The sequence below is a fragment of the Janthinobacterium violaceinigrum genome, assembly GCF_009208555.1.
Classification (GTDB): Bacteria; Pseudomonadota; Gammaproteobacteria; order Burkholderiales; family Burkholderiaceae_D; genus Janthinobacterium; species Janthinobacterium violaceinigrum.
The window spans coordinates 92,656-118,804 of sequence record NZ_WFLI01000012.1; the positions used below are offsets into that span (position 1 = coordinate 92,656).

A 26,149-nucleotide genomic window follows, 5' to 3' on the forward strand; every position below is an offset into this window, starting at 1 on the left:
CGCCGGGAACGCTCAGTTCGCCGGCGTTTTTTCATTCCAGATCTTCAGCATGTCGGGCGACGCTTCCGAGCGGATGCCGTTGTCCGTCAGCACCGATTCCGTCGCGGCCAGCATCTCCTTGCGGGGCACGACCACCATTTCCGCGTCGCGCTGCTGGAAGCGGAACGTCAGCAGCTCATCCTTCTGGTCGCGCAGCAAGGCCACCAGGTGCCCCAGGCTGCGCACGCGCACGCCATTGACGGAATCGACGACGGAAAAGAAACGGGTACTGTAGCCATTCATCAGCTTGTGCGGGAAGAACGGCGCGGCGATCACCACCAGTTCTTCGCGCTCGCTGTCGGGCGCATCGCCGCGCCGCGTGGCCAGCGGATTGCCGGCAAACGCCATGCCGCCCAACATCGCTGGATTGCCATTCGGCGCCGCCATGAATTCCGTGCTGGCGCGCGAAAACACCATGGGACCGAAGATGAAATACGATGGGTAATTGCCCTGCAAGCCGGAAATGAGCATCGGGTGCGCCGCCGAGACGGGCACCTTGATTTTCAGGGGCGCGCCCTGGCGCACCACCGTCAACGGCAACAGGCCGTCTTTCGCCAGCTGCTGCACCCGGTACTGGAAGCGCACGCGGCTGTTGGTATTCAGCTTGACCATACCCTGGTTGTCGATGGGAAAATCGCCGATATGCGTGATGACGTCCCATTCCTTGAGCGGATAGGCGGCATCGTTGCTGGCCGGCGTCATCACGACAGCGCCCTCGACACCCTTGGCCAGCTTCAGATACGTGCGCAGCGCAGGATTTTCCAGCGTCTGCGTCATGTCGCGCATGGCCGGCTTGCCCTTGGGCGCGCCACTTTCCTGGTCGCGCAGGAACAGTTCGATTTCCTCGTTGGGAATGATGTAGCCGATGTTTTGCGCATTGGCCATGCCGGCAAAGGCCAGGCCGATCATCTTGTCGCCCGCAATCACGGGGCCGCCGCTATTGCCCGGGTTGATGGCTGCATCGATCTGGATGCGCAAGCCGGACACGGGGAAGTTGTAGCGCACGAATTCGATGCGCGACACGATGCCCTTGGTAATCGACAGCGAAGTGCCGCCCGTCGGATAGCCATACGCCAGCACGGCATCGCGCACGTCCGGCAAGACATTGGCGCGCGGCACCGCTTTGTGGCTGGCGAAAAAACTGTCGTCGTCGATCTTCAGCAAGGCCAGGTCCATGCCGCGCGAGATGGCCAGCACGGTTGCCGGTATCTTGTCGCCCGCCCCATTGGCCTGGATCTGCACCTGGCTGGCATAGCCGACCACGTGCGCATTGGTGAGGATGCGGCGCCCTTCGATGACGACGCCGGAACCCGTCACCTCTTGCGGCGCAGCCTTGCTCCAGGGTTTGTAGGGGTCCGGTCCCCGCAAGGTGGAAAACACCTTGACAACGGAGTTTTCCAGCGCGGAAGCGCTGGCGGTGGCGGCGGTTTCCGCGGCAAGCGCACGCACCGTCATCAAGGGGCAAAAAGAAAGGGCCAACGCCAGGAAGGCGCGGCCCATCAGGGTACAGCACGGACGAGTTTTCATTGAGCTTTTTGGCAATGGAAGGGAAGCAAAATTATATATTGAATAATTTCAACTTCATTACACTTTGTCCATCTTTGCCCGAAGAACTCCTCTAATCAGGCGGGCATGGGCGGCACGCCCAAGGCTGGCACCGCCGTCTGCGCGCCATTCATGACCATGGCCAGGAAGGTGTAATAGCCATTGATGCCCATCAAGTCGACCACGCCATGTTCGCCGAACAGGGCCAGTGCGCGCGCGTACGTGGCATCGCTGACGCGCTTGTGCTGCTGCAGTTCGATGCAGAAATCATGCACGGCTTGCTCGTCGTCTTTCAGGGCCAGCGGTGCGCGCCGCGCGGCAATGGCGTCCACGGCTGCTTGCGCGATGCCGTTCTGCACGGCCAGCGGCGCGTGGATGGCCCACTCGACCTGCTGGTCCCACTGGCGTGCCGTCACCAGGATCGCCAGCTCCGACAGCCGCGTGCCGATGGCGCTGCGGTAGCGCAGGTACTCGCCCATGCGCTGCGCCGTTTCCATCAGCTCGGGGCTGCGGATCAGCGGCACGAAGGGGCCGTACAGGGCGCCGCGCGGCCCATCGATGATGGCTTGCGCGGCGGCCCGCTGCTGGGCGTCGAGCTGGTCCAGCGGCAGCGGCGGCAAGCGGTCGATATCGCTACCGGCCATCAGGCTGTCCAGGCGACCACGTCCTGCTGCTGTTCGCCCAGGCCGGCGATACCCAGGCGCAGGCTGTCGCCCTTCTTCAGGAAACGCTGCGGCTTGCGGCCCTGGCCCACGCCCGGCGGCGTGCCCGTGGCGATGATGTCGCCCGGTTCCAGGGTCATGAATTGCGACAGGTAGCTGACGATCTGCGCCACCGTGAAAATCATGGTTTGCGTATTGCCGGTCTGCATGCGCTTGCCATTGACTTCCAGGTACAGGTCCAGGTCCTGCTCGTCGATGACTTCATCGCGCGTCACCAGCCATGGGCCGACGGGGCCGAAGGTGTCGCAGCCCTTGCCCTTGTCCCATTGGCCGCCCCGCTCCAGCTGGAACGAGCGCTCGGAAATATCGTTGACGACGCAGTAGCCGGCCACGTATTTCAGGGCGTCCTCTTCGCTCACGTACTGGGCACGCGTGCCGATGACGACGCCCAGCTCCACTTCCCAGTCCGTCTTTTTCGAGCCTTTCGGCAGCACGACATTGTCATCCGGACCATTCAGGCAAGTAATGGCCTTCATGAAGACGATGGGTTCGGCCGGGATAGCCATGCCGGCCTCGGCCGCATGATCCGCGTAATTGAGGCCGATGCCGATGAACTTGCCGACTTTCGCCAGCGGCACGCCGAAGCGCGGGTTGCCGCGCACCAGGGGCAGCGTCTTTTCATCGAGCTTGGCCAGCTTGCGCAAGGCCTTGTCGGACAGTTGCGCACCGTCAATATCGGCGATCACGCCGGACAGGTCGCGCAGTTTGCCTTCTTCATCGATCAGGCCCGGTTTTTCCTTGCCTGGACGTCCATAACGAACGAGTTTCATAGTCTTCCTTGGAGTTGATCATTGCCGCTGTGCAGGCTGCCATTTTACCGGATGGTCCGGCACGCCTGTAGCGGTGAATGAAAAACATCGCAAGTCCCGGCAATTGCAAGGCCGCCAGCACGCCAAATGCCACCTGGTAAGCCTGGGGCGGGTACTGCTGCAGGCTGTTCAGGGGCCAGCATCCAAGGATCAGGCCAAAGCCCGCCTGCACCAGGAAGGCGCCCGTGAAAATGAGCAAGTTGAGGCAGGTGGCCGCCCTGCCCGTCAGGCTGGCCGGCATGCTTTGCGCGACGATCGCATACTCGAGGCCCGTCACCGTGCCCAGCAGGGTGAACAGCACGGACAGCAAGGGCAGGCTCGGCAGCACATTGCATGCCATTGCCACTTGCACGGCGACAAACAGGGCGATGCCGGCGCCCGCCACTTGCATGGGTGCAATACTGCGCCGCGCCGCCCACTCCGTCAGCATGCCCATGCCGATGGCGCCGAAGATGACGGCCGCCATCCCCAGATACAGCAAGTACGCGACGCTGTCGTCGGACAAGCCCCCCACGTCGGCCAGCCAGCGTCCCACCCACAAGCCCTGCACGCCAAAGAACACCGTGTGCGGCAGCAGGATCAGCGCGATGGTGCGGCGAAAACCGGGGTCCCGGTACACGCTCCAGACACTGACCTTGTTCCCCGCAGCGGCGGGCGCGGGCATGGCCGGCGACAGCAGGCGGATCAGCAAGCCGATGGCCAGCGCCGCCAGCGCCAGGCCCAGGAACACGCCGCGCCAGTCCGTGTAATGCAGGGCCAGCTTGACGGGCATGGTGGCCGTGGCCGCGCCCAGGCCGCCCACGGCGATCAGGTAGCCGTGCACGGAAGGCAGGCGCGACGGCGCGATAGCGCACGAGATCGCTTTCACGGCCGCCATGAAACAGCCGCCCAGGCCCGCCCCCATCAGGGCGCGCGCCCACATCAACCCGGCAAAGCTGTGGCCCCGGCTGAACAGCCACACGCCCAGGGCCGCCAGCGCCAGCAGCCACAGTTGCACCGTGCGGGGGCCGTAACGGTCCAGCGCCATGCCAACCGGCAATTGCACCAATGCAAAGGCGAGAAAAAAGGCGCTGGTCAGCAAGCCCAGCTGCGCTGGCGTCAGGGCGATGGCGCCCAGCAGCTCGGCCGTCAGCACGGCATTCACGCCCCGCAACAGGCACGACAGGTAATGCCCCAGCGCAAACGGCAGGAACACCAGGCAAAACACGGCCGCGCCGGAACGGGAAGAGCCGCCGGCGCCGTGCATGCTCAGGCAGCCTGCGCCAGGCGGATGATTTTATGCGGCACCTGCGGCACTGGCTCATCCGTTTCAAAGAAAAACTTGTCGTGGCCAAAGGCCGGCTTCAAATCGTCGATCCACGTGGCGTCCGCATCGAACTTGGCATAAAACGGCCGGCGCACCCAGTCTGGGTTGCGCGCCTGTAAAAATTGCAGGGCAAACAGTTTCTCGCCATTCACGGTGACGATGCCATCGATGACGATCTTGCCGGGAAATGCGCTCATGGACGGTCCCCGCACCGTGCGCGACAGGCCGGACACCATCTGGTAAGCGGCCTGGAAGATTTCGTGCGCCTTCGCCAGGGGCAATTCGAAATAGCTGCGCGGACCCGTGTCCCGTTCGACAAACATGTAATACGGAATCGCCCCCAGGCGCGTGCCCGTCTGCCACAGCTCGGCCCAGCTTGCCGGGTCTTCATTGATATGGCGGATCAGCGGCCCCTGCATGCGCAAGGTGGCGCCCGTGGACACGATGCGCTTGACGGCTTGCTGCGCGATGTCCTGGCGCAACTCGACGGCATGACTGTAATGGCCCATCACGGCCAGGTTCTTGCCCGCCTTGACGATGCGCTCGAACAGGCGCAGCAAATCATCCGCGTCGCGGTCCGACACAAAGCGCTGCGGCCAATACGCCACGGCCTTGGTGCCGATGCGGATGTTCTGGATGTGTTCCAAACCCGGCGCCAGCAGCGGCTCCAGGTAGGCGGCCAGTTGCCGCGTGTTCATGATCATCGGGTCGCCGCCCGTGATCAGCACATCCGTCACTTCCCGATGTAATTTCAGGTAGGCAACCAGCTCATGCGACTCGCGCGCATCGAACTTCATGTCGTCCATGCCCACGAACTGGGGCCAGCGGAAACAGAAAGTGCAATACGCGTGGCAGGTCTGCCCTGCGCTGGGGAAAAACAGCACCGTTTGCGCATATTTGTGCTGCACGCCGCGCACGAACGTATCGTTGACTCTGGGCACGTTATGCGTCATCTGGCCGGCCGGATGGGGATTCATGCCCAGGCGGATACCATGCACATAGGCATCGATGGCGGCCTTGTCGCGCTGCACCAGCACCAGCTCGCGCAAGTGCGCGTACTGCTCGGGCGGCAGCATGTCGCGGTGGGGAAAGACGAGGCGGTAGATGGGATCGTCAGGGATATTGTTCCAGTCGATCAACTGGTCGAGCACATATTCATTGGTGCGGAATGGCAAGACGTGCGAGACCACTTGCACGGCTTCGCGCTGTTCTTCCGGCAGCCATTCCCACTGCCGTGCCTGTTGAATGGTGTGCCGCGTGTACGGCTTGAACTTCGGTGAAAACGGCTCGGGAATGCGTGCGGCCACGGTCGGCTCCTTGCCAATAAATAGCGGTAATTTCCATGAAATCAGCCCTATATCGGCCAATTCAGCCTGTTTATACCACTGCCATGCCAACCCGGCATGCTGTGAAAGTCATCATAGTTCTTGCTGCGCGGAACCAAATTGCTACACATCAACAAGCGGTCGATACGTTGCAAGCTACCGACAAGCAACACCTTAGTTTGTGCCATCGCAATTTGAGGGGGACCTCGGCGACGTAAATTACGGCTTGGCAACACATCCCTCGATATCACAAGGAGCTTTCATGAAACGCTTATTCACGGGTAGCCTGCTGTGCCTGGCATTTGTGGGCGGCAGCGTCCATGCCGCCGTCGAACCAACGGAAAAAGACGCCATCGCCATGGCGGAACGGGGCGCCGCCTTCATGAAGGCGCATGGCAAGGAAGAAATGATGAAAAAAATCACGGCGAAAGACCCGGATTTCGTGCAGGGCTCGCTATACGTGGACATGCGCGACATCAAGACGGGCATCGTGCTGGCCCACCCCATCAACCCTTCCATCGTGGGCAAGGATTTGACGGATGTGCCCGACGCCAATGGCAAGAAATATCGCCGTGAAATCATTGAGCTGGCGCAAAAGCAGGGCAAGGGCTGGGTCGATTACCAGTACAAGAATCCCACCACCGGCAAGATCGAGCCGAAGACCACCTACATCCTGCGCGTCAACGATGTAGTGCTGGAAGCGGGGATCTACAAGAAATAGTCAGGGGCGGCGCATGCGACTGCAGTGCGCGGCGCCCCCTCGCCTGCCCCTGTGCCGCCTGCCGTTTGAACAGCCATAGCCGGGAGTCAAGCATGCTCAATCGATTACGCATAGGACCGAAATTATTGCTGGCGCCCGCCCTGGTCTTGCTGCTGCTGATACTCAGCTCGACCGGTGCCTGGTATGGCATGGTGCGGCAAAATACCTCGCTGGAAAACATGGTGCAGGTACGCATCGCGCATCTGAAGGCGGCATCCGACGTGGCCGGCGACGCCAAGCATGTGCACGGCAATATGTACCAGTTGCTGTCGTGGACGAATGGCAGCTTCGCCAAGGCCCGCATCGACACATTGGAGCAACAAATCAAGGCGCGCCATGCGGCCATCGGCACCCAGCTGGCCACCTTGCGCGCCACGGCCACGGGCGCCGAACGCACCCTGGTCGATGCGGCCATCGCGGCCCTGGCCGGCTATCGCAAGGCCGTGCTGGAAACCATGGAAATGGCGCAGATGGACCAGTCGATCGCCACCAATTCCATGCTCAAGGCGGAAACGCAATTCGGCCAGTTCAATACGCAGCTGGCGCAACTGTCGGCGCTGGAAACGACTCTCGGCAGCGAGGCCCATGCGACGGCCAGCGCCGAGTTCCGCAGCCTGTGCTGGAGCCTGCTGCTGACGGTCCTGCTCTCGATCCTCGTCTCCATCGTGGTGACCATGCTGGTGCGGCGCGCCATGCTGGTGGAAATCCGCGGCATCGCCGACGCCGTGCAAGACCTGGCGGCGGGCAAGCTGATGGCGGGCGCACCCAAGCAGGGCAATGACGAGATCGCGGACGCGTCGCGCGTGCTGGACCAGACCATCGCCAACCTGAACCAGACCTTGCGCACCATCATGGGCGCCGTGCAATCGATCGACACGGCCTCCCGTGAAATTGCCACCGGCAACCTCGATTTATCGGCGCGCACGGAAATGCAAGCCAGTTCGCTGGAAGAAACGTCGAGCGCCATGGAAGCGCTGACGCAAGCCGTCAATGACAATGCCGACAACGCCCAGCTGGCCTGCGAGCTGGCGGGGCAAGCATCCACCCTGGCCGTGCAAGGGGGCGCGTCGATGCAGCAGGCCGTGACGACGATGGCGACGATACGGGCCAATTCGCGCCAGATCGTGGACATTATCGGCGTGATCGACGGCATTTCCTTCCAGACCAATATCCTCGCGCTGAATGCGGCGGTGGAGGCGGCACGCGCAGGCGAGCAAGGCCGCGGCTTTGCCGTGGTCGCTTCCGAAGTGCGCACCCTGGCACAGCGCTCGGCGCAGGCGGCCAAGGAAATCAAGACCCTGATCGCCACCTCGGTCACCACCATCGACGGGGGCAGCGTGGCCGTGCAGCAAGCGGGCGACAGCATGGGCGCCATCGTGGCCTCGGTACAGCAAGTCAATGAAATCATCCAGCGCGTGAAAGAGGCCAGCGCGGAGCAAGCCTCGGGCATCACGGAAGTGAATCAGGCCGTCACGCAAATGGATGACGTCACCCAGCAAAATGCAGCCCTGGTGGAACAGGCGGCCGCGGCAGCGGCCAGTTTGCAGGACCAGGCCGTCAAATTGTCGGCGGCCGTGGCCGTGTTCACCCTGGACGAGCTGCCCGCCGTGCCGGCCGGCCATGCCGAAGACGAGGCATTCCAGCATCCGGCCAGCCCCGCCAGGGGAGAAGGCAGCGACCGGCGGGCGCTGCACAGCCCGCTGCGCGGCATGCCCGGCCGGCCTGGCGCCAACGATGCATCGCGGCGCCGGCGCAGCTAGACGACGGGTGCCCGCAACGGTTTACTCAGATAGGGCGAGCCGGCCAGCACGAAGCGCCACGGCGTGTCCATCGCCTTGGAAATGCCGATGCGCGGTCCCGCGTGCACCGTGACCTCTTCCTCGCGGGCCAGCAACTGGAATGGCGGCGCATCCAGTGCCAGCCGGTTGTGCAGATGGCTGACACCCAGCGCCTGGCACAGCTTGCCTGGCCCCGAGCACAGCAGCCGCTCCCCCTCGACGCCGCGCCGTTCCCGCATGGCATCGAGTCCCTCCACGGGTTCGATCGCGCGGATCAGCACGCCTGCGCCATGCCCCGCTTCGCGGCACACAAAGTTCAGGCACCAGTGCATGCCGTACGAGCGGTAGACATAGGCGTGCGCGGGCGGGCCGAACATGACGGCGTTGCGCGGCGTCACGCCCCCATACGTGTGCGAAGCGGGGTCCAGCCGGTCATACGCTTCCGTTTCCACGATACGTCCGCCCACGCCGTCGACCAGCACGGTCACGCCGATCAGCTGGCGCGCCACGCTGCTGGAATCGTCCGCAAAATCGATGCCTGCCAGGATTTTTTTCATCCGGCAATTGTACTGCCGCGCTTCGCGCCGCACGCCTTGCCCTGCCTTGAAAACAAATAAAACTTGATCTTTTCATCACAGAAACCTTGATGAATAGCGTCGTAAAATGACGAAAATCGGGGCTGGACCAGGCGAAAACAGGGATTTTTTCCAGAATATATTGCAGAGATGAACTATTGCCATGCATAAACAGCGATAATCGTCGGGCACTGCGCCAGACGCTCATGAAGCGGGCAGCGGCAGCGCGCAACAGAATAACCACCGGGCACAAAAATGATGATGAAAGCGTGATGATGAGAGCGGCAGCGCAAAAGCAGCTAGTGCAGGAAGATCCGGTTGACGCCTTGATGCGTTCCATCCGCATCCCGCCGCGTCCCAGCCTGCTGGTCGACCTGCAGCGCGAACTGGCCGAAGACGACCCGTCGCCGCGCCGCATCGCGCGCATCATCGCCGACGATGTGGGCATGTCCGGCGCCCTGCTGAAATTGGCCAACTCGCCGTTCTATGGCGCCGCGCGCAAGGCCAAGTCCGTCGAGCAAGGCATCAATTTTCTCGGCATCAACCAATGCAGCGCCATGATGACGGGCTTGCTGGCACGCCAGGCGCTGGAAGCGGAAGGCGTGGAACTGACCAACTTCTGGGATGTGTCGGCCAAGCGCGCGCGCGCGCTGGTATTTACCTCGCGCAAGCTGCGCATCGCCCCGCCCGACATCGCCCACACCTTCGGCCTGTTCTGCGATATCGGCGTGCCCCTGCTGATGAACCGCTTCCCCGACTACGTCAACACGTACGCGGCGGCAGCCAACGATGCGCACAATTGCTTCACCAGCCTGGAAGACGCGCGCCACCAGACCAACCACGCGGCCATCGGCTGCTTGCTGGCGCGCAACTGGGGCCTGTCCTCCGATGTCTCCTGGGCGATCTTGCACCACCACGACTACTCGGTGCTGGCGGACCCGTCCACGGACGACGCCATCCGCTCGCTCGTCGCCCTGTCGCTGCTGGCCGAAAAAGGCATTCAGCGCTACCATGGCAACAGTACCTCGCTGGAGTGGGATAAAGGCGGCGAACTTGCCTGCCAGCATCTCGGCCTGTCGCAGGAAGAAGCGGCCGACCTGCTCGACGAATTGCACGAGATGTTCGATACCGACCATTGATGTATCGGGCGGCCGCGTCCGCCTGTATGATCTGTCCCGGCGCCTGGCATGAGCCCTGGCGCCCGTTTCCGTTTGCCTGCCCCGTATTTCTTAACCTGTTGATCGCCATGCCCAAAAATAAGCGCCCTGTCCCCCGTAAATCCGCCAACACGCCTGAAGACAAGGATGAATCCGTCACGCGCATGCTGTGCACGATGGCCCTGAACCTGGCGGAGCAGGAAGACAGCGAATCGCAGGGCACGGTGCTGGCCGAGCAAGCCGTCGAGTTCGGCCGCCTGATCCGCAAGGCCTTGAATCAAAAGAAAGATGAAATCCTGTACGACGCCATCGAGCGCGCCAAATACGAGGACGTGGGCGCCTACCAATATTTGCGCAGCCATATCGAGGAAGCCGCGTCCATTTCCGTGATCCGCCGCGACAATGCGCCGTCCATGGAAATCAACGCCTTTGTCGTGCCCCTGCTGGTGCAAAGCACGGGCGGCCTCAAGCAAGCGGACAGCTTCCAGGACCAGGACGCGTTCGAAGCGCTGGTGAAGAGTTTTCAACAATCCCAGCTGGAAAGCGCCAAGGCCAAGGTGGTCCTGATGAGCCATGCCTACGACCTCGATGAAATCGACCGCATCACCTACAGCCATCTGCACGAGATGGTGCGCGATGCCTATTCTTCGATGACGGACAAGAAAATCGTCGCCACGCCGGGCCTGGAAAGCAGCATCGTGGGCTGGAGCGAAACGGCCTTCGGCCCGCAGGACACGGCCGTCGAACTGCGCTTCCTGCTGGGCTTTGCCCTCAAGCGCGTGGACGATCCGTTTTATGCGGAACCAAAGGACGAAGCGGCGCTCGACGCGTGGTTCGACGCGCGCATGGCCCGCTACCAGCAGTGGACGACGGAAGTGGGCGAGCTCGTCAAGCGCTGCCTGGCGCCGGCCGGCAACGCCCTGGAAGTGAGCTTCCTGTACCAGGACCTGTTCCACGGTGGCAAGGAGCAAGGCTTGAACGAGTATGCGATGCTGCAGATGATGTCGGGCATCAACCATGCGCTGGCAGAAAACAATGTGGCGGCAGCGGATGTCTCGGTGGTCGTCGGTCCTGCCGACGAGCACGGCGAAATGCTGTTGCGCGTCAACGTCACGGCGGCAGGCGGCCAACTGCTGCACAGCGCCGACAAGCCGCTGGACCTGGCGGCCGACCTGCAGGACGAAGTCGACGACATCTGCGACGCGCTGGCCACCATCGGCGTGACGCAACTGTCCGTGGCGCTGCGCTTCGACGCCCAGGGCCAGCCCGTGGAAGCGCAGGCGTACCGGGCAGCCTGATTCACCGTTCCAGCTTGAACAGGCTGACCAGTTCCGACAGCTGATGCGCCTGTTCCTGCATGGCCTGGGCCGCGGCGGCAGCCTGCTCCACCAGGGCCGCATTTTGCTGGGTCACGTCATCCATGCTGATGATGGCCTGGTTGACCTGCGCGATGCCTTCGCTTTGCTCGTGCGTGGCCGTGCTGATGTCCCGCATGAAGGCCGTCACCTTGGCGATACTCTCGACCACGTGCCGCATCGCGTCGCCCGCCTGCCCGGCCAGTTCGCCGCCCGCCTCCACCTGCGTCACCGAGACGCCGATCAACGCCTTGATTTCCTTCGCCGCGCCGGCCGCGCGCTGCGCCAGGCTGCGTACCTCGCCCGCCACCACGGCAAAGCCGCGCCCCTGCTCGCCCGCGCGCGCCGCTTCCACGGCCGCATTCAGGGCCAGGATATTCGTCTGGAAGGCGATGCCGTCAATGACGCCCGTGATGTCGGCGATCTGGTTTGACGACTGGCGGATGGCGCCCATGGTGTCGACCATGCGCGCCACCACGGCGCCGCCCTGGCGCGCCAGATGCGCGGCATCGCCCGCCAGCACGCTGGCTTGCTGCGCATTGCCCGCATTCTGGCTGACGGTGCCCGTCAGTTCCTCCATCGAGGCCGCCGTCTGCTCGAGCGAGCTGGCTTGCGCCTCCGTACGCGCCGACAGGTCCAGGTTGCCGTTGGCGATTTCCTGCGACGCCGTGGCGATGGCCGAGGCGTTGCCGCGGATCTGGCGTACGGTGCCGGCCAGGTCCTGCTGCATGCGCGCGATGCTGTGCAGCAGGCTGGCCTTGTCGCCCGCCCGCAGCGCCACGGGGGCGGACAGGTCGCGCCCGGCGATGCGCCGCGTGACGTCGCCCGCGTAGGCCGGCTCGCCGCCCAGGGCGCCGAGCACGCTGCGGATCACTTGCCAGCCCAGCGCCGACATCACGGCCAGGGCGGCCAGGAAAAACCACAGGAACTGCATGGCCGCTTGCCAGAAGGCGTTCTCGATATCGTCATTGAAAAAACCCGTGCCTATCCACCAGCCCCAGGGCTTGAAGGCGATGATGCCATTGAGCTTGGCCGCCAGCTGCCCGTCGCGCTTGCTCTTGACGGAGACGAGGCCGACTTCGCTGCTGGCCAGCGCCTCGACATACGCCTGCGAATCGGGCCGGCCATCCATGGTTTCGCCTTCGGCGACCACGCCGATATTCTTCGGATTCGGGTGTACCAGGTTCAAGCCGTTCGGCAGGCGCGCCCAGTAATAGCTTTTGCCGTCATTATTAAGCTGGGTCAATGCCTGCCTGGCGGCCGTCTGCGCCTGTTCGCGCGTCAGGCGGCCAGCCAGTTCTTCCGCGTGGTAGTGGGCGGCCAGGTGTTCGCCCATCTTGAGCATGTTGACGATCTGCGCCTCGCGGTCATGCCGCATGGCCTGGTACAGATTGCGCAGGCTGTAGGCGCCCAGCAGGGCCATGCCGAGCAGGGCGGCGCCAACCAGCAGAATCAGGCGGTGAGAGACTTTCATGGGTATCCTTTGGAGCATTCGCTGTGCATGGCTGCGCGCCATCGGCCACGACAGGCGTGGCTAGCCCTGCCGGCCCGCTGGCAGCGGCCGGTGGACAGGCGATGGAGCGCGCAGGGACGCTAGCGTTTGGGTTTGACGGCGAGATGCGGCATGAAATATTCAGGCCGCAGTTTGCGGGTGATTTCCAGCACCGGCAGCACGTGATCGAGATGGCTGCGCATGGCGGCGACGGCATGCTGCGGATCGCCCGAGGCGACCGCTTCCACCACGTCACTGTGCTCGGCCATCACATCGCTCATGCGTCCTGCCAGGGGCAAGGTCAGCTGGCGATAGCGGTCCATCTGCGTCTTTGCCTGCAGGATCATGGGCCACACGCCCGGATAGCCGGACAGCTCGGCCAGGGCCGCGTGGAAGTTCTCGTCGGTGCGGTGAAACCCGCGGATATCGTTGCGTTCGATGCACTCGGCCTGGGCCGCCAGGATGGCGCGCAGGCTGGCGATGCCTTCCGGCGTCGCCCTTTCCGTGGCCTTTTCGATGATGGCCGTCTCCAGGGCGCAGCGCACCAGCATGGCTTCTTCCAGCGAATCGAGCGGGATGCGCGCGACAAAAGTGCCCACGCGCGGCAGCACTTCGATCAAGCCTTCCTCCGCCAGGCGCTGCACGGCTTCATGCACGGGCGTGCGGCTGGTGCCCAGTTCATCGGCCAGTTCCTTTTCCACGATGCGCGTTCCCGGCAGCATGCTCATGTCAACGATACGCTGGCGCAGCAATCCATACACGCGACGCGCGGCGCTGACACCGGTTTCGCCATCGGCAGGAGGAAGAGAAGACGTCAGATTCATAGACTTATTGTAGCGAAACGGCAAGGTTAAACAGGAAAAAACAGTGTAATCGATGATACAGGGTCTGCGCTCATCCGGCAGGCATTTCCGTGCGCGCGATGATGGCGCCGCGCCGGCCGATCACGCAGGCGGCGAGACGGTGTCCCGACGCCGCCGCCATGGCTGGCGCTTGCCCTGCCAGCCGCGCCGCCACATAGGCTGCGCCGAACGAGTCGCCGGCCGCCGTGGTGTCCACCACGTTCGCCACCGGCCGGGTCGCCACCTCTTCCACGACGCCGTGGAAACTGACGATGCAGGGCTGCGCGCCCCGCTTGAGCACGATCTCGGGCACGCCCAGCGCGCCGGTGCGCGCCAGCACCTGCGCCACGTCGGCCGGACCATACAAGGCATCTTCGTCATCGAGCGTCAGCAGGGCCAGCGAAGACAGGCTCAATACGCGATGGTAGGCCGAGGCAGCCGCATCGGCGCTTTCCCACAGGCGCGGACGGTAGTTATTGTCGAAGATGATCTGTCCGCCCTGCGCCTGGCACTGCGCCAGGGTCGCCAGCAGCAGTTCCCGGTCGGCCGGCGGCAGGATGGCCAGGCTGATGCCGGACAAGTACACGTGGCGCGCGCCGGCCAGCTGCTGCAGGATGGCCGGCGCCTGCGGCCCGCGCAGCCAGTGGCGCGCGGCCGAATCGCTGCGCCAGTAGTGAAAGCGGCGCTCGCCCTGCGCATCGTTCTCGATCAGGTACATGCCTGGCAGCTTGTCGGCCAGGCGCTGCACGCAGCGCGTATCGATGCCCTCGTCCTGCCAGCTGGCGCACATGTCGTCGGACAGGCTGTCGCTGCCCAGCGCCGTCACGTACGCCACCGCGTGCCGGCCCGCGTCAAGCTGGCGCGCCATGTACACGGCCGCGTTCAGGGTATCGCCGCCAAAGCGGTAGGCCATGGCCGGCTTTTGCTCCTGCTGCTGCTCCGCGCGCTGCAATTCGATCATGCATTCGCCGATGACGAAAACGGTTTGTGGTGCTTGCATTGCGGTTTCCTCCCGATTTTCCATCGATTCAGAGCGGCGCCGCGCCGGCATCCCGAAAGATGGCCGGCGCGGCGCGCGCTATTTCCGTGCTACCCAGGCCTGCGTCGCAGGCTTACTTCTTGTCCCAGGTCGAACCGAACAGGTTCGACTGGCCGATGGCCGGGAAGTCGACAAAGGCCTTGCTGCAATCGACCACTTTTTCCACGTCGACCGCCTGCGTCGCCGTGCCGTTGACCGTCACGCGCTCGGCCGCATTGGCGAAGATCGGCAGGTTGGTGCCCTTGATCGTCAGGTTGGCATCCGACGAAGTCATCGTCGTGGCGTTCGGCGTATCCGTCACCACATTATTCAGGGTCATGACCAGAGGATACTGCGGATTGTCGAAACCTCCCGTATTGGCCTTGAAGCCCTGCAGCTTGATGGCCGTATTGCCCAGGATACGCACGTTATCGAGGGTGATGTCGTGGAAGTTCGGGTACAGGGGACCTGCCGTCGGCAATGCCTTGGTGCTGTAATAGGTGGTAAACAACAGCGCATTCTGCGCATCGCGGATGCAGATATTGCGGTAGTGGACGTTGCTCACTTCGCCGCCGCGCGCATAGTCGGACTTGATGCGCAAGCCTTCCTCGGAATGCGTGAACGAGTTGTCATACACCTCGACGTTGGTCACGCCCGCATTCGTTTCGCTGCCGACGGAAATGCCATGGCCCCAGTAGATGTGGTTATGCGCGATGACGATGCCGTGCTTGCGGTCCGAGCGCACGTCGCGCTTGCCGTCGATGGCGAACAGGCCCGAACCGGCCGGCGACGGGTTGGCGCTGCCCTTCAGGGCCACGTCATCGTCGCCCGTGCTGACGAAGTTATACGCGAAGACAAAGTTCTTCAGGTAGCCGTCGAACGACATGGCGCCCGTCGAGGTGGTCTTGCTGCCCGTGGCCAGCTTGCCGGAAATGGCCTTGCCGGCTGCGCCCGGATCAAACGCGTCCGTGTTCTTGACGTTGTCCGCATTGTAGGTCTCGCCGTTGTACAGCGGGTTGCCGTTGCCGGCCGGGTTGGCGAAAGCCGCCAGGGTCGGCGTCTGCACCTTCACGCCCCACACCGTCAAGCCATCGACGCCGCTGGGCACGACGTGGAAGTTGGCGCTGTTATTGAGCGAGATGCGGTACAAGGTCAGGTTTTTCGCATAGTTGAACACCATCATGCGGAAGTTCGACTGCGAGCCCGTGCCGGTCACGCCGTTCTGCACCATGTTGCCCAGGAAGGCCAGGTCCCACCAGCTCATGTTGCGCGCCGACGATTTCGAGTCGACGACGGTGCCGCCGTTATCGCACGACACGCCGTCGGCGGCCTGCTTGCCCGTGGCATACATGGCGTAGGTGTTCGAGCAGGTCATGTCGACCTTCATCAGCGGATACAGCTTGTTGGTGGTGACGATTTCCGCGTAGGCGCGGCTGTCGATGGAGCCGTCGCCCATGACGGCCGAGTTGACCAGGTTGGAGCCGTTGATCAGCGCCGAGCAGTTGCCCGAGCTGCCAGCCTTGCTGGAGCTGACGGCCGTGTTGCCGCAGTACGGGCCGGCCGGATTCGGCGAATAGGTGGTCACGTCGCGCGACGCGTACAGGGTCACGCCCTTGTCGATCCACAGGGTGACGCCCGATGGCAGGGTCAATGGACCGCTGATGAAGCCATCGCCCACGCCGGAGCTGTTGACCACCAGGCGCACGGCGAACTTGCTGCCGCGGTATTCGGGCTTGGCCAGTTCTTCGCCCGACACGCCGGCGATATTCACGTTCTTGACGTTGGCCGTCTTTTGCGCGGCCGTGGAGGCGGCATCGGCGGCGGCGATCTTCGCGCCCACTTCCGCATCGACGGCGGCGCCGCAGGCGTCCAGCGCGGCCTGGATGCGGGCCTGGTCCGGATTGGCGGTGGCGGTGGTAACCGCCACGCCCACGCCCGGCTTCGACGGATCGGCTTCCGGCGGCAGCGAGCCGTCCGGGCGGCGCACCAGGTTGCTCGACGCTTCCAGGGTGGCGCACACCTGCGTGTCCTTCGGCAGGGTTGGCTCTGCCGGCAGGTCCGGGTCGAACGAGGTCGTGCCTACCTGGTAGACGCTGCCCGGGTTATACGTGGTGGACGTGGCGCCGTCGGTGCTGCCACCGCCGCCGCAAGCGGCCAGCATGGCGGCCAAGGGCAATGCGACGCATGCCTGCGTCCAGCCTGAGTTGAGTTTTTTGCTGCCTGCCTTCATGAATGCATCTCCTGATATAAGCGCCGCTCTGAGGTGGCAACGCTGTATAAATGAGCCGTCCACGCGGTTCCGCTGGAACCGCTGGCCGGCGCTGTCCCGGCTTGCGCCGGACTACTTCAGAAACGGGCGATGAAGCCGAAACCGAACGCGCGCGGCGAATTGCCTGGCGCGAGGAAGGCATCATCCTGGCCCGAGTTATTGCTGTGCAGCGGCGACTGGCCCAGGTTGACGTTTTGCTGCGCCTTGTTGTTGATGCGCGTGAAGTACACGTAAGGCATGAACTGCTCGTCGATCTTGTAGGTCGCGCCCAGGGAAATCTGCGTCGCACCGAAGTCGTCCGGCTTGGCGAAGGTGGTGTTGTCCAGCTTGCCCAGCTTGCCGGCGGCCAGCATCACGGTGACGTCGTAGCCCACTTCCTGGCTCAAGGACGCCATCACGGAGCGCTGCTTCATGCTGCCCGTCTGCAGCGAGGTATAGATGTTGCCCGGCGTGGGCAGCGACTGCACCGCATAGCCATAGCTGCCCGACTCGAAGCCGAGGCCGACCGACGTCTTGGTGGGAAACTTGTAGGTCGCCAGCAGCTTGTAGAACGAGGTGTTCACGCCGCTGACGGAGGCATTGCGCATGCCGAAGCCCTTCGACAGGTTTTCCACGTCCACGCCCGTGTTCTGCTGGCGGTCGTAGCCGGCGCCGATGGAAAACGCGCCGATGCTGTACCTGGCCGCCAGCGAGTAGCGCGCGCGGTCGTCGCCCGTCGTGCGCTGCTCGTCGAAGCCGTAGGAAGCGCCGGCCTGGAAGCCGCGCCATTCCGGCGACAGGTAGTGTGCCGAGTTCTTGTAGCGCGCTTCGCCGCGGCCGAACAGGCTGTCGGCATTGCCGCTCAACTGGGCCGAAGTATTGTTCCACACGTCGACGCCCTGCACCGTCAGGCCCAGGTTGCCGCCCAGCGCGCCGCCCGAACCCACCAGGCTGCGGTAGACGGAGTCGTTATTGCCGACGATGAAGCGGCCGAAGCGCTTGCTCTCGATACCGACAAAGGTATTGCGCGACTCGATGGTGGCCGACTTGCCCTGGCCATTCACGCCGCCTTCGTCGAAGTTGTTCAGGCTGCCCTCGATCTGCCAGATGCCGCGGATATCGTCGCGCAGGCCGATCGAACCGGCAAAGCCGATGCGCGAATTGCCGTCCGAAATGCGGCCACGGCTGGCGTACGGCGTGGCGCCGCCGACGGCTTTCACCGATTCGATCTCGCCGTTCAGGAAACCGTAGATGCGGGTTTCGACGTGGCGGTTTTCCAGGATGCCTTCGGCCAGCGCGCCGCCCGACAGGGCGGCGAGGATCGCCACCGCCAGGACACGGCGGGTGCAACGGTTGTTCTGTGGTGTCATGTGCTTCTCCTCTTCTCGCGCCTTCATTGGCGCATATGTATAAACATCAAAAAAACAGCTCCCCGCCGCACCGCGCGGTGCAGGAAAACAGCGGGGGAAATTCAGGGATAGTCGTCAGGTACTGAAGGCAGGCTTGGCCAGCGGCACGCCCGGCGCCATCTTTTCGCGTATCAGCAGGCAGACGACGGCGGCGGCCACCAGGTCGAACACGGCCAGCAGCATGAACAGGGGGCTGTAGCCGACCAGAGTCACCAGCACGCCGAACACCAGGGTGAAGATCGTCGCGCCCAGGTAGCCGGACATGCCGGCCAGGCCCGTGGCCGTGGCCACTTCGTTCTTGCCGAAGACATCGGAGGTGATCGAATACAGCGCGCCGGACAGCGTCTGGTGGGCAAAGCCGCCCACGCACAGCAGGGCGATGGCCGCGTACGGGCTGGCCACCAGGCCGATACAGGCCGGGCCGATCATGCACACGGCGCCCACGACGACGACCAGCTTGCGCGAAGTAAACAGCGACACCTTCCAGTACTTGTGGAACCACGGGCTCAGGTAGCCGCCCAGCACGCAGCCGATGTCGGCGGCCAGGAATGGCAGCCAGGCGAACATGGCGATTTCCTTGATGTTCATGTGGCGCTCGGTGGCCATGTACAGGGGAATCCAGGCATTGAAGGTTTGCCAGGCCGGTTCGGACAGGAAGCGCGGGATGGCGATGGCCCAGAAATTGCGGCTGCGGACGATCTGGTGCCAGCGCGCCTTGGGCGCCTTGTCGCTGTGGTGGGTCGCTTCCTGGCCTTCCAGGATGAAGTCGCGCTCCTTGTCCGACAGCAGTTTCTGGTCGCGCGGATGCTTGTAGAAAGCCAGCCACAGTCCCGTCCAGACGATGCCGATGGCGCCGACGATGACGAAGGACATCTGCCAGCTGCCGTGCAGGATGGTCCATACCACCAGCGGCGGCGCGCACAGGGCGCCGATCGAGGAACCGATGTTGAACCAGCCGATGGCGATCGAACGCTCCTTGGCGGGAAACCACTCGGTCGTCGCTTTCACGCCGGCGGGAATGCCGGCCGCCTCGGTCAGGCCCAGCATGCCGCGGAACAGCGCCATGCTTTGCCAGCCCGTCGCCATGGCCGCGCAGGCGCACGCCACGGACCAGGCCAGGGCAAAGACGGCAAAGCCGATCTTGGTGCCGATGGCGTCGATGACATAGCCGGCGATGGGCTGCATCAGCGCGTAGCACACCTGCCACGCCACCACGATGTACGAATATTCCTGCGTGGTGATATTGAGCTCGCTCATCATCGTGGGCGCCGCCACCGACAAGGTATTGCGCGCCAGGTAATTGACGATCAGTCCAGCCGTGACCAGGCCGACCATCCACCAGCGCATGCCGCGTATTTTAGTCATGTTGTCTCCCTCTATCCATCCAAGGCGGCGCAGCTGCGCCGCCACTTTTTGGGCCGGTCAGCCTTCCTGGGGAAGTGCCTCCGGCCTCGGTTTTTATGGGTGCTGCGGTGTTGCGGTACTGCTGTCTGTTTCTGTCGCGGTGCTGCTTTTCTTTCCTACACGGCCTGCAAGGCGCCGCGCATGCCCTGCGATGCGATGTCCTGCAAGGCCGTGGCCACGGCGTGCGCCAGGCCTGGCACCGCGTTCATGTCGCGGCCCCACACGGCTTCCTGCGCCAGCCAGCCCTGCGCCAGCTGTTCCAACGTCAGGCTGCCCGCATCGGCATCGGCCCAGGCCCGGCTGAACCACGCCAGGGTGGCCGCATCGTCGGACAGGGCGATGACGTCGCCGCGGTACAGGCGCATGGTGGCGGCCAGCGCCAGCACCAAGCGTTGCGGCAGGCGGCCGTGCAATTCCACGTAGCGCAGCAGCTGCGGCGCGATGCGCGCGGCGAACTTGCTCCAGCTGTTCAGGGCGATGGACGCCAGGCGGTGCTGGATGTAAGGATTGCGGAAGCGCAGCAGCACGTCGCGCGCGAACTGCTGCAGTTCGTCCTGCGGCAGGGGCAGCGCAGGGATAATTTCCTGCGCCAGGGTGTCGGCCAGGTAGCCGCCCACCTGCGCGTCGTTGACGGCATCGCCCACCGTCTCGAGTCCGGCCAGCAAGGCGACCGGCACCAGCGCCGTATGGCCGCCGTTGAGGATGCCCACCTTGCGTTTCTTGTAGGGGGTGATGTCATCGACCAGCACGATATTCAGGTCCGCGCCCGCCAGCTTCAATTCATCGGCCAGCGCTGCCGGGCCTTCGATGACGAACAGGTAGTAGTATTCGGCGGCCACCATGAACTGGTCGCGATAACCGCGTTCCGCCTCGATGGCGGCGGCGTCTTGCGGGTAGCCGGTGACGATGCGGTCGACCAGGGTCGAGCAGAACACGCAGGCCGATTCGATCCAGGCGGCAAAGCCCGCATCGAGCTGCCACAGGCGGGCGAAGTGCAGCACGGCCGCCTTCAGGGCCGGGCCATTCCGTTCGATCAGTTCGCACGGCAGCAGTATCACGCCTTTCGTGCGGTCGCCGTCGAAATACGCGTAGCGGTCGAACAGCAGGCGTGCCAGCTTGGCGGGAAAGCTCGACGGCGGCGCGTCGTCGAAGGCGTCGCTGTCGTTGGTGGCGATGCCCGCTTCCGTGGTGTTCGAGACGATGAAGCGCAGCTCGGGCAGGCTGGCCAGCGCCAGGTAGTCGCCATACATGGTGGCCGGATCGATTTCGCGCTGCACGCAGGAGATGGTGCGGCAGGTGCTGACGGCCTGGCCGTCTTCGTCGAGGCCGCGCACGACGGTGGTAAACAGGCCGTCCTGCACATCGAGCAGGGGCGACGCGCTGCCGCCGCGCGGGCGCACCACCACCACGCCCGCATTCAGGTCCGTGCGTTCGTTGAGCAGGTCGACCTGCCAGTCAAAAAAGCCGCGCATGAAATTGCCCTGGCCGAATTGCAGGATCTTGATCGGCAGGTCGAACGGCGCGGCGCGGCGCAATGCTTGCATGGGAATGTCGTTCACAGTGAAATGTCGCGTTTCCAGAAGATGAAGTCGTATTGCTGCAGGCGGTCCGCCTTGGCCTGGTACTGGCCGCCGGCGGTGGCCACCACCATGTCGAACAGGCCGTTGGCCACGTCCGGCAGAGGCGTGCCGTCGATCACGGGGCCGCAGTCGTAGTCGATCAGGTCCGACAGCTTTTTCGCCACCCGCGTGTTGCTGGCAATTTTCAGCACCGGCACGATGGGGTTGCCCGTCGGCGTGCCCAGGCCCGTGGAAAACAGCACCACGTTGGCGCCCGAGGCCACGATGCCCGTCACCGATTCGACGTCGCCGCCCGGCGTGCACAGCAGCGACAAGCCCGGTTTCGGACTCTGCTCGCCGTAATCGAGCACGGAAACGATGGGCGAGGTGCCGCCCTTCTTCGCTGCGCCGGCCGATTTCATGGCGTCCGTGATCAGGCCGTCGCGGATGTTGCCGGGGCTGGGGTTGTCGGCGAAATGCGTGCCCACGGCTTCGGCGCGCGCTTCGAAATCGCGCATCAGGCCCAGGAAGCGGCGCTTGTCATCGTCGTTTTCGCAGCGCTCGATCAGGTTGGCCTCGACGCCGCACAGTTCCGGGAATTCGGCCAGGATGGACGAGCCGCCCACGGCCACCACCATGTCCGACACCAGGCCCATGGCCGGGTTGGCGGAAATGCCGGAAAAGCCGTCCGAGCCGCCGCACTTGACGCCGATTTTCAGGTGCGACAGCGGCACCGGCTGGCGCCGCACCTTGTTCGCTTCCTTCAGCTGCGCCAGGGTATCCGTCAGCACGGCCTTCATCATGGCGTCTTCGCTGTCCCATTTCTGCTGCTCGTAGATCAGGCAGGGCTTGTCGAAATGCGGGTTCTGTTTTGCCAGCGCGTCCTGGAACATGGCGATCTGCGCGTTCTGGCAACCGAGGCTGAACACCGTGATGCCCGCCACGTTCGGGTGGTCGGCATAGGCGGAGAGAATCTTGCACAGCGAACGCGCATCGGCGCGCGTGCCGCCGCAGCCGCCGTTGTGCGTGATGATGCGCACGCCGTCCAGGTTCGGGAACGGACGCACGACGGGCTTCGGCGCTTCCATGTCCTCGCCCAGCAAGGACAGGGTGAACGACGCCAGGTCGTTGCGCGTGTAGCCCAGCGGCGCCTCGAGCGCATTGCGCAAGTGCTCGACGTTGCGGTTTTCGCAGAAGACTAGGGGGAAGATCAGCCAGTAATTGGCCGTGCCCACCCTGCCGTCGGCGCGCACCACGCCGGGGAAGGTGGCGCCATCGAGGCGCGCCACGTCAGGCGGCGTCCAGCTGTATGGCGCCTGCGGCTCGAGCTCCACTTCGGCCGCGTAATGGTGCAGGTTTTCCGTGGTGACGGCTTCGCCGCGGCGGATGGCCACGGTGGCCTTGCCGACGGGGACGCCGTACAGGCGCAGGATGTCGCCTGCCGCGAAGGCGCGGCGGGCCAGCTTGTGCTTGGTCTTCACGGCGCTGCTGATGAGGATGGACTCGCCCTCCCAGTTCACCACTTCGCCGGCGGCCAGATCGGACAAGGCGACCAGCATGTCGTCGTCGGGATGGATACACAACACTTTTTGCATGACTAATTCCTGGCGGCGGCTATGGGATTACAGCTGAAAATACTTCTGCGCGTTTTCGTAGCAGATGCCGCGCACGATGGTGGCCAGCGCCTCGAAATCGTTCGGGTATTCGCCGCCGTGCACCCATTCGCCGATCTGGCGGCATACCAGGCGGCGGAAGTAGTCGTGGCGCGGGTAGGAAGCGAAGCTGCGCGAATCGGTCACCATGCCGACGAATACGCCCAGCACGCTGTGGTTGCCGAACCCCACCAGCTGCTGCAGGTTGCCTTCCTTGTGGTCGTTGAACCACCAGGCCGGGCCGAATTGCAGCTTGCCCGCCACCGTGCCGTCCTGGAAGTTGCCCACCATGGTCGACAGCACTTCATTCATGTTCGGATTCAGGCAGAACAGCATGGTTTTCGGCAGGCGGTCGTCCAGGTCCAGCGCGTTGAGCAGCGAGGCCAGGCCGGCGCTGCAGCTCATGTCGGAAATCGAGTCGTAGCCCGTGTCCGGTCCCAGCAAGCCGCGCATGCGGTCGTTGTTGTTGCGCTGCGCGCCGATGTGCAGGCACATGGTCCAGCCGTAGTTCGCATACACGCGGCCGATCGCTTCGAGCAGGCCGCGCAGGTACAGGCCGTTTTCCACGTCGGTCAGCAAGGTGCCTTGCAGGCGCTTGGCGAACAGCGCTTCGAGCTCCTCGGCGCTGGCCGCCTGCACGGGCAGGGTCACGTCGACGGCGTGGTCGGAGATGCGCGCACCGCGCGAGTGGAAAAATTCCACGCGCACGGCCAGCGCGGCGATCAACGAGGCAAACGAGGTGACGGGAACATCGGCCACCGCGCTCAGGCGCTGCAGGTAGTCAGGGAAGCGCGGCTGGTTGATGCGCATGGCCTTGTCAGGACGGTAGGCGGGCAGCACGCGCGTCTTCAGGCCGGAGGCGGCGATTTCCGCGTGCTGCAGCAGGTCGTCGGCCGGGTCGTCGGTGGTGCAGGCGATTTCCACGCCCGCCTGTTCCAGCAAGGACCAGGTATCCATGGTGGCCAGCATGTCGTTGGCCTGTTCCCAGATGGCGTCCGCATTCGCCTCGTTGATGATGAGGTCGATATTGAAGATGCGGCGCAGTTCCAGGTGGCTCCAGTGGTGGATCGGATTGCCGATGGCCAATGGCAGCACCTTGCAGAAGGCGCGGAATTTTTCCTGGTCCGAGCGCTCGCCCGTGATGAATTCCTCGGCCACGCCGGCCGTGCGCATCAGGCGCCATTTGTAGTGGTCGCCCGCCAGCCACAGTTCGGCGATGTTGCGGAAGGTCTTGCGGCTGGCGATCTCGCCCTGCTGCAAATGCGAGTGGTAATCGATGATGGGCAGGTCGGCCGCCACTTCGTGGTACAGCTTGCGGGCCGTCTCGGTGGTGAGAAGAAAATCCTGATTCATGAACTCGGTCATCGTAGCCATCTCCTTGCTGCGCGCGACGGGCATCGCGCTGTGTTTTTGTCGTGGCACCAAACTGGCGCACTCTGATATATCAGGATATTAAATGTAATATATCAGTAAAAGCAAGCGCAAAAATCAAGCGGGGGTCGCAGATGGGCGTGGAAACAACAGGCGGTCAAGCTCAAGGAAAGGAGGGCAACGTGATTACGCCACATGACGCAATCAAGCGCGCAAGATACCGATCTGGCGGCACACCAGGGACGGGAAACAACCGACGGCAACGTCTACAGTTCCGGTTTTACTCACCGAACGAGTATGTCTTGCAGACCATGAAGCAGGCAGCTGAAGTGGCGCTGAACGTTCTCCAAGTGCAAAAATAGAGAAAATTATCCCGCCTTGCCCAACGCCTACTACGTCTTCCAATATTTATACACAGTGCGGTGCTGCTGGTAAAACGGCAACCAACGTTAAACTAACAATGTAGCCAACTACTCGTGCAGGCTCTGCCAACACCGCGTCGCGCTAAGGCCCAATGGCTAAACGCATCCCGTCAAGCACGATTTTCAAGTACTTAACACTTTTTTGATGAAGAAATCATTCATTGAATTTCTTTACACCCATCTATTTTCCCTCATCGAAATGTTAAACAAAACTTACAAAAAAACAGAACCAACAAAAAAAATAGCTGTCACACAAAAATACAGCAAAAAAGCTTTTCTAAAAATGAATTTTATAAAAAAATTTACAATTTTCTGAAATTAAATGAATAATATATTTAAAAAACTTCTGCAATTTTTCTCCACACCAAAAGGAAAACAGTGGAGGCACATTGCATCTTATTTAATTGTATTTTTAATACTAATCATTCCAGTATCATTTTCAATTCCACCTCAATGGAGAACGTCTTTTATTTTTTTTCAAACAAGAATATTTCTTTTCTTCACAGCCATCGCTGCTTGCGGAATTATTTTTCCACGCACACGCCAAGCTGCATTATTTTGCATTAGAAAAATACAAGACAGCGATAAAATTCTGAATCAGTCTCAACGCCTTTACCGAAATGTCACACTTCTAGGAATTGGCATTTTCGCGTTATCTTTGATTGGCGGAAATAATTCCGCAACACCTTTGGCTTGGATATTTTTATCTTTTTGCATTATTGTCGCGCTCTACGATGCATATCGTTGGTATCGATCAATGTCCGAGCACGCAGTTGGAAAAGCCGCTCTTGGGCTTGGTTTTGCTGCAGCAAGCACGCTTGCATATGCCATTGCCCGGCAAGAAATTGCCGATATTATTCATGTTACGCCAATTAATTTTACCCATACGACATTACTAATGGCAATCCTGATGATTCCAACTCTACTTGTGTTATCTGGCGGATTAATCTATATAACGTGCATGGTCGCATCCTTGCTCGTTGTACCTTTTTTACTATTAGCTCGCAACTTGCCACCAGAAATAAAGGAATGGTTATTTGCCGATATCTTTAAGAGTAACCCTATAAAGTACCCGCTAATTACAAAATTTTTTCAGTTCTTCTTCTATGGGACTCTCGGCCTGCTAATTATGCGAACAGGAGGAATCGCCCTACCACATTACGAATCCACCATTCAAAAACTTATACCCTCCACCATCTATCATCTCGACATGTACCATGGACAAGAGTGCAAACTTCAATCAGGAGAGAAACTAGCTCCATTGGGAGACTCAAAATTTTTAATTGGAAAACCAGTTGTGGGAGTAGAGACTGAAATTTTTCAAATAATCAAATGTGATGACATACCGGCACATTGAATAT

The 26,149-nt window shown here is 62.5% G+C and carries 20 protein-coding genes; 5 read left to right on the forward strand and 15 right to left on the reverse strand.

Annotated features, from left to right (window positions below; all coding sequences use genetic code 11):
* Positions 1-12 precede the first annotated feature (12 nt).
* The 5 genes from GCN75_RS12780 to GCN75_RS12800 all read right to left on the reverse strand — a co-directional run bounded on the left by GCN75_RS12780 (position 13) and on the right by GCN75_RS12800 (position 5,728).
* A complete protein-coding gene (locus GCN75_RS12780) occupies positions 13-1,566 on the reverse strand; it encodes a S1C family serine protease (RefSeq protein WP_226941349.1) in 1,554 nt (517 codons plus the stop codon).
* Positions 1,567-1,661: 95 nt separating this feature from the next.
* On the reverse strand, positions 1,662-2,228 hold the full coding sequence (locus tag GCN75_RS12785; protein WP_152282858.1) for a carboxymuconolactone decarboxylase family protein: 567 nt from the start codon (positions 2,226-2,228) through the stop codon (positions 1,662-1,664).
* Positions 2,228-3,076, reverse strand: a complete 849-nt coding sequence (locus tag GCN75_RS12790; RefSeq protein ID WP_152282859.1) for a fumarylacetoacetate hydrolase family protein — start codon at positions 3,074-3,076, stop codon at positions 2,228-2,230. The genes GCN75_RS12785 and GCN75_RS12790 overlap by 1 nt, the downstream gene beginning before the upstream one ends.
* Positions 3,021-4,361 carry an MFS transporter gene (locus GCN75_RS12795; RefSeq protein ID WP_226941350.1) on the reverse strand — a complete coding sequence of 447 codons (1,341 nt, stop codon included), beginning with the start codon at positions 4,359-4,361 and terminating at the stop codon, positions 3,021-3,023. Before GCN75_RS12795 ends, GCN75_RS12790 begins: the two co-directional genes overlap by 56 nt.
* Before the next feature lie 2 nt (positions 4,362-4,363).
* On the reverse strand, positions 4,364-5,728 hold the full coding sequence (locus tag GCN75_RS12800; protein WP_226941352.1) for a KamA family radical SAM protein: 1,365 nt from the start codon (positions 5,726-5,728) through the stop codon (positions 4,364-4,366).
* A 280-nt stretch (positions 5,729-6,008) separates the two neighbouring features.
* Between GCN75_RS12800 and GCN75_RS12805 the strand changes: the two genes are divergently transcribed.
* On the forward strand, positions 6,009-6,467 hold the full coding sequence (locus GCN75_RS12805; RefSeq protein ID WP_152282861.1) for a cache domain-containing protein: 459 nt from the start codon (positions 6,009-6,011) through the stop codon (positions 6,465-6,467).
* A 92-nt stretch (positions 6,468-6,559) separates the two neighbouring features.
* Positions 6,560-8,266: a methyl-accepting chemotaxis protein gene (locus GCN75_RS12810; RefSeq protein WP_152282862.1), complete on the forward strand. Its 1,707-nt coding sequence runs from the start codon at positions 6,560-6,562 to the stop codon at positions 8,264-8,266.
* On the opposite strand, the gene GCN75_RS12815 is transcribed toward GCN75_RS12810, so the two are convergent.
* A complete protein-coding gene (locus GCN75_RS12815) occupies positions 8,263-8,841 on the reverse strand; it encodes a DNA-3-methyladenine glycosylase (RefSeq protein ID WP_152282863.1) in 579 nt (192 codons plus the stop codon). The two genes, GCN75_RS12810 and GCN75_RS12815, sit on opposite strands and share 4 nt — an antisense overlap.
* Positions 8,842-9,131: 290 nt before the next feature.
* Here GCN75_RS12815 and GCN75_RS12820 point away from each other — a divergent pair, with 290 nt between their 5' ends.
* Positions 9,132-9,998 (forward strand): HDOD domain-containing protein, encoded by an 867-nt coding sequence (locus tag GCN75_RS12820; RefSeq protein ID WP_152282864.1) that lies wholly within the window; start codon positions 9,132-9,134, stop codon positions 9,996-9,998.
* A gap of 107 nt (positions 9,999-10,105) precedes the next feature.
* Entirely contained in the window at positions 10,106-11,314 is a 1,209-nt protein-coding gene (locus GCN75_RS12825; protein ID WP_152282865.1) for a DUF2863 family protein, read from the forward strand.
* A 1-nt stretch (position 11,315) separates the two neighbouring features.
* On the opposite strand, the gene GCN75_RS12830 is transcribed toward GCN75_RS12825, so the two are convergent.
* The 9 genes from GCN75_RS12830 to uxaC all read right to left on the reverse strand — a co-directional run bounded on the left by GCN75_RS12830 (position 11,316) and on the right by uxaC (position 24,360).
* Positions 11,316-12,845: a methyl-accepting chemotaxis protein gene (locus GCN75_RS12830; protein WP_152282866.1), complete on the reverse strand. Its 1,530-nt coding sequence runs from the start codon at positions 12,843-12,845 to the stop codon at positions 11,316-11,318.
* A 119-nt stretch (positions 12,846-12,964) separates the two neighbouring features.
* Positions 12,965-13,687, reverse strand: a complete 723-nt coding sequence (locus tag GCN75_RS12835) for a GntR family transcriptional regulator (RefSeq protein WP_152282867.1) — start codon at positions 13,685-13,687, stop codon at positions 12,965-12,967.
* Positions 13,688-13,757: 70 nt separating this feature from the next.
* Complete coding sequence (locus tag GCN75_RS12840; protein WP_152282868.1) at positions 13,758-14,705, reverse strand: 2-dehydro-3-deoxygluconokinase; 948 nt, start codon at positions 14,703-14,705, stop codon at positions 13,758-13,760.
* Positions 14,706-14,817: 112 nt separating this feature from the next.
* Positions 14,818-16,953, reverse strand: a complete 2,136-nt coding sequence (locus GCN75_RS12845) for a glycoside hydrolase family 28 protein (protein WP_152282869.1) — start codon at positions 16,951-16,953, stop codon at positions 14,818-14,820.
* Between the two features lie 116 nt (positions 16,954-17,069).
* Complete coding sequence (locus GCN75_RS12850) at positions 17,070-18,341, reverse strand: porin (RefSeq protein ID WP_193317485.1); 1,272 nt, start codon at positions 18,339-18,341, stop codon at positions 17,070-17,072.
* A 114-nt stretch (positions 18,342-18,455) separates the two neighbouring features.
* Entirely contained in the window at positions 18,456-19,745 is a 1,290-nt protein-coding gene (locus tag GCN75_RS12855; RefSeq protein WP_131373512.1) for an MFS transporter, read from the reverse strand.
* A gap of 155 nt (positions 19,746-19,900) precedes the next feature.
* Positions 19,901-21,328, reverse strand: coding sequence for a tagaturonate reductase (locus tag GCN75_RS12860; protein WP_152282871.1), 1,428 nt, complete (start codon positions 21,326-21,328; stop codon positions 19,901-19,903).
* A gap of 11 nt (positions 21,329-21,339) precedes the next feature.
* Positions 21,340-22,938, reverse strand: a complete 1,599-nt coding sequence (locus tag GCN75_RS12865; RefSeq protein ID WP_152282872.1) for a UxaA family hydrolase — start codon at positions 22,936-22,938, stop codon at positions 21,340-21,342.
* Between the two features lie 27 nt (positions 22,939-22,965).
* Positions 22,966-24,360, reverse strand: a complete 1,395-nt coding sequence (gene uxaC, locus GCN75_RS12870) for a glucuronate isomerase (RefSeq protein WP_152282873.1) — start codon at positions 24,358-24,360, stop codon at positions 22,966-22,968.
* Positions 24,361-25,110: 750 nt separating this feature from the next.
* Here uxaC and GCN75_RS12875 point away from each other — a divergent pair.
* Complete coding sequence (locus GCN75_RS12875; RefSeq protein ID WP_152282874.1) at positions 25,111-26,145, forward strand: hypothetical protein; 1,035 nt, start codon at positions 25,111-25,113, stop codon at positions 26,143-26,145.
* The last annotated feature ends 4 nt before the right edge of the window (positions 26,146-26,149 follow it).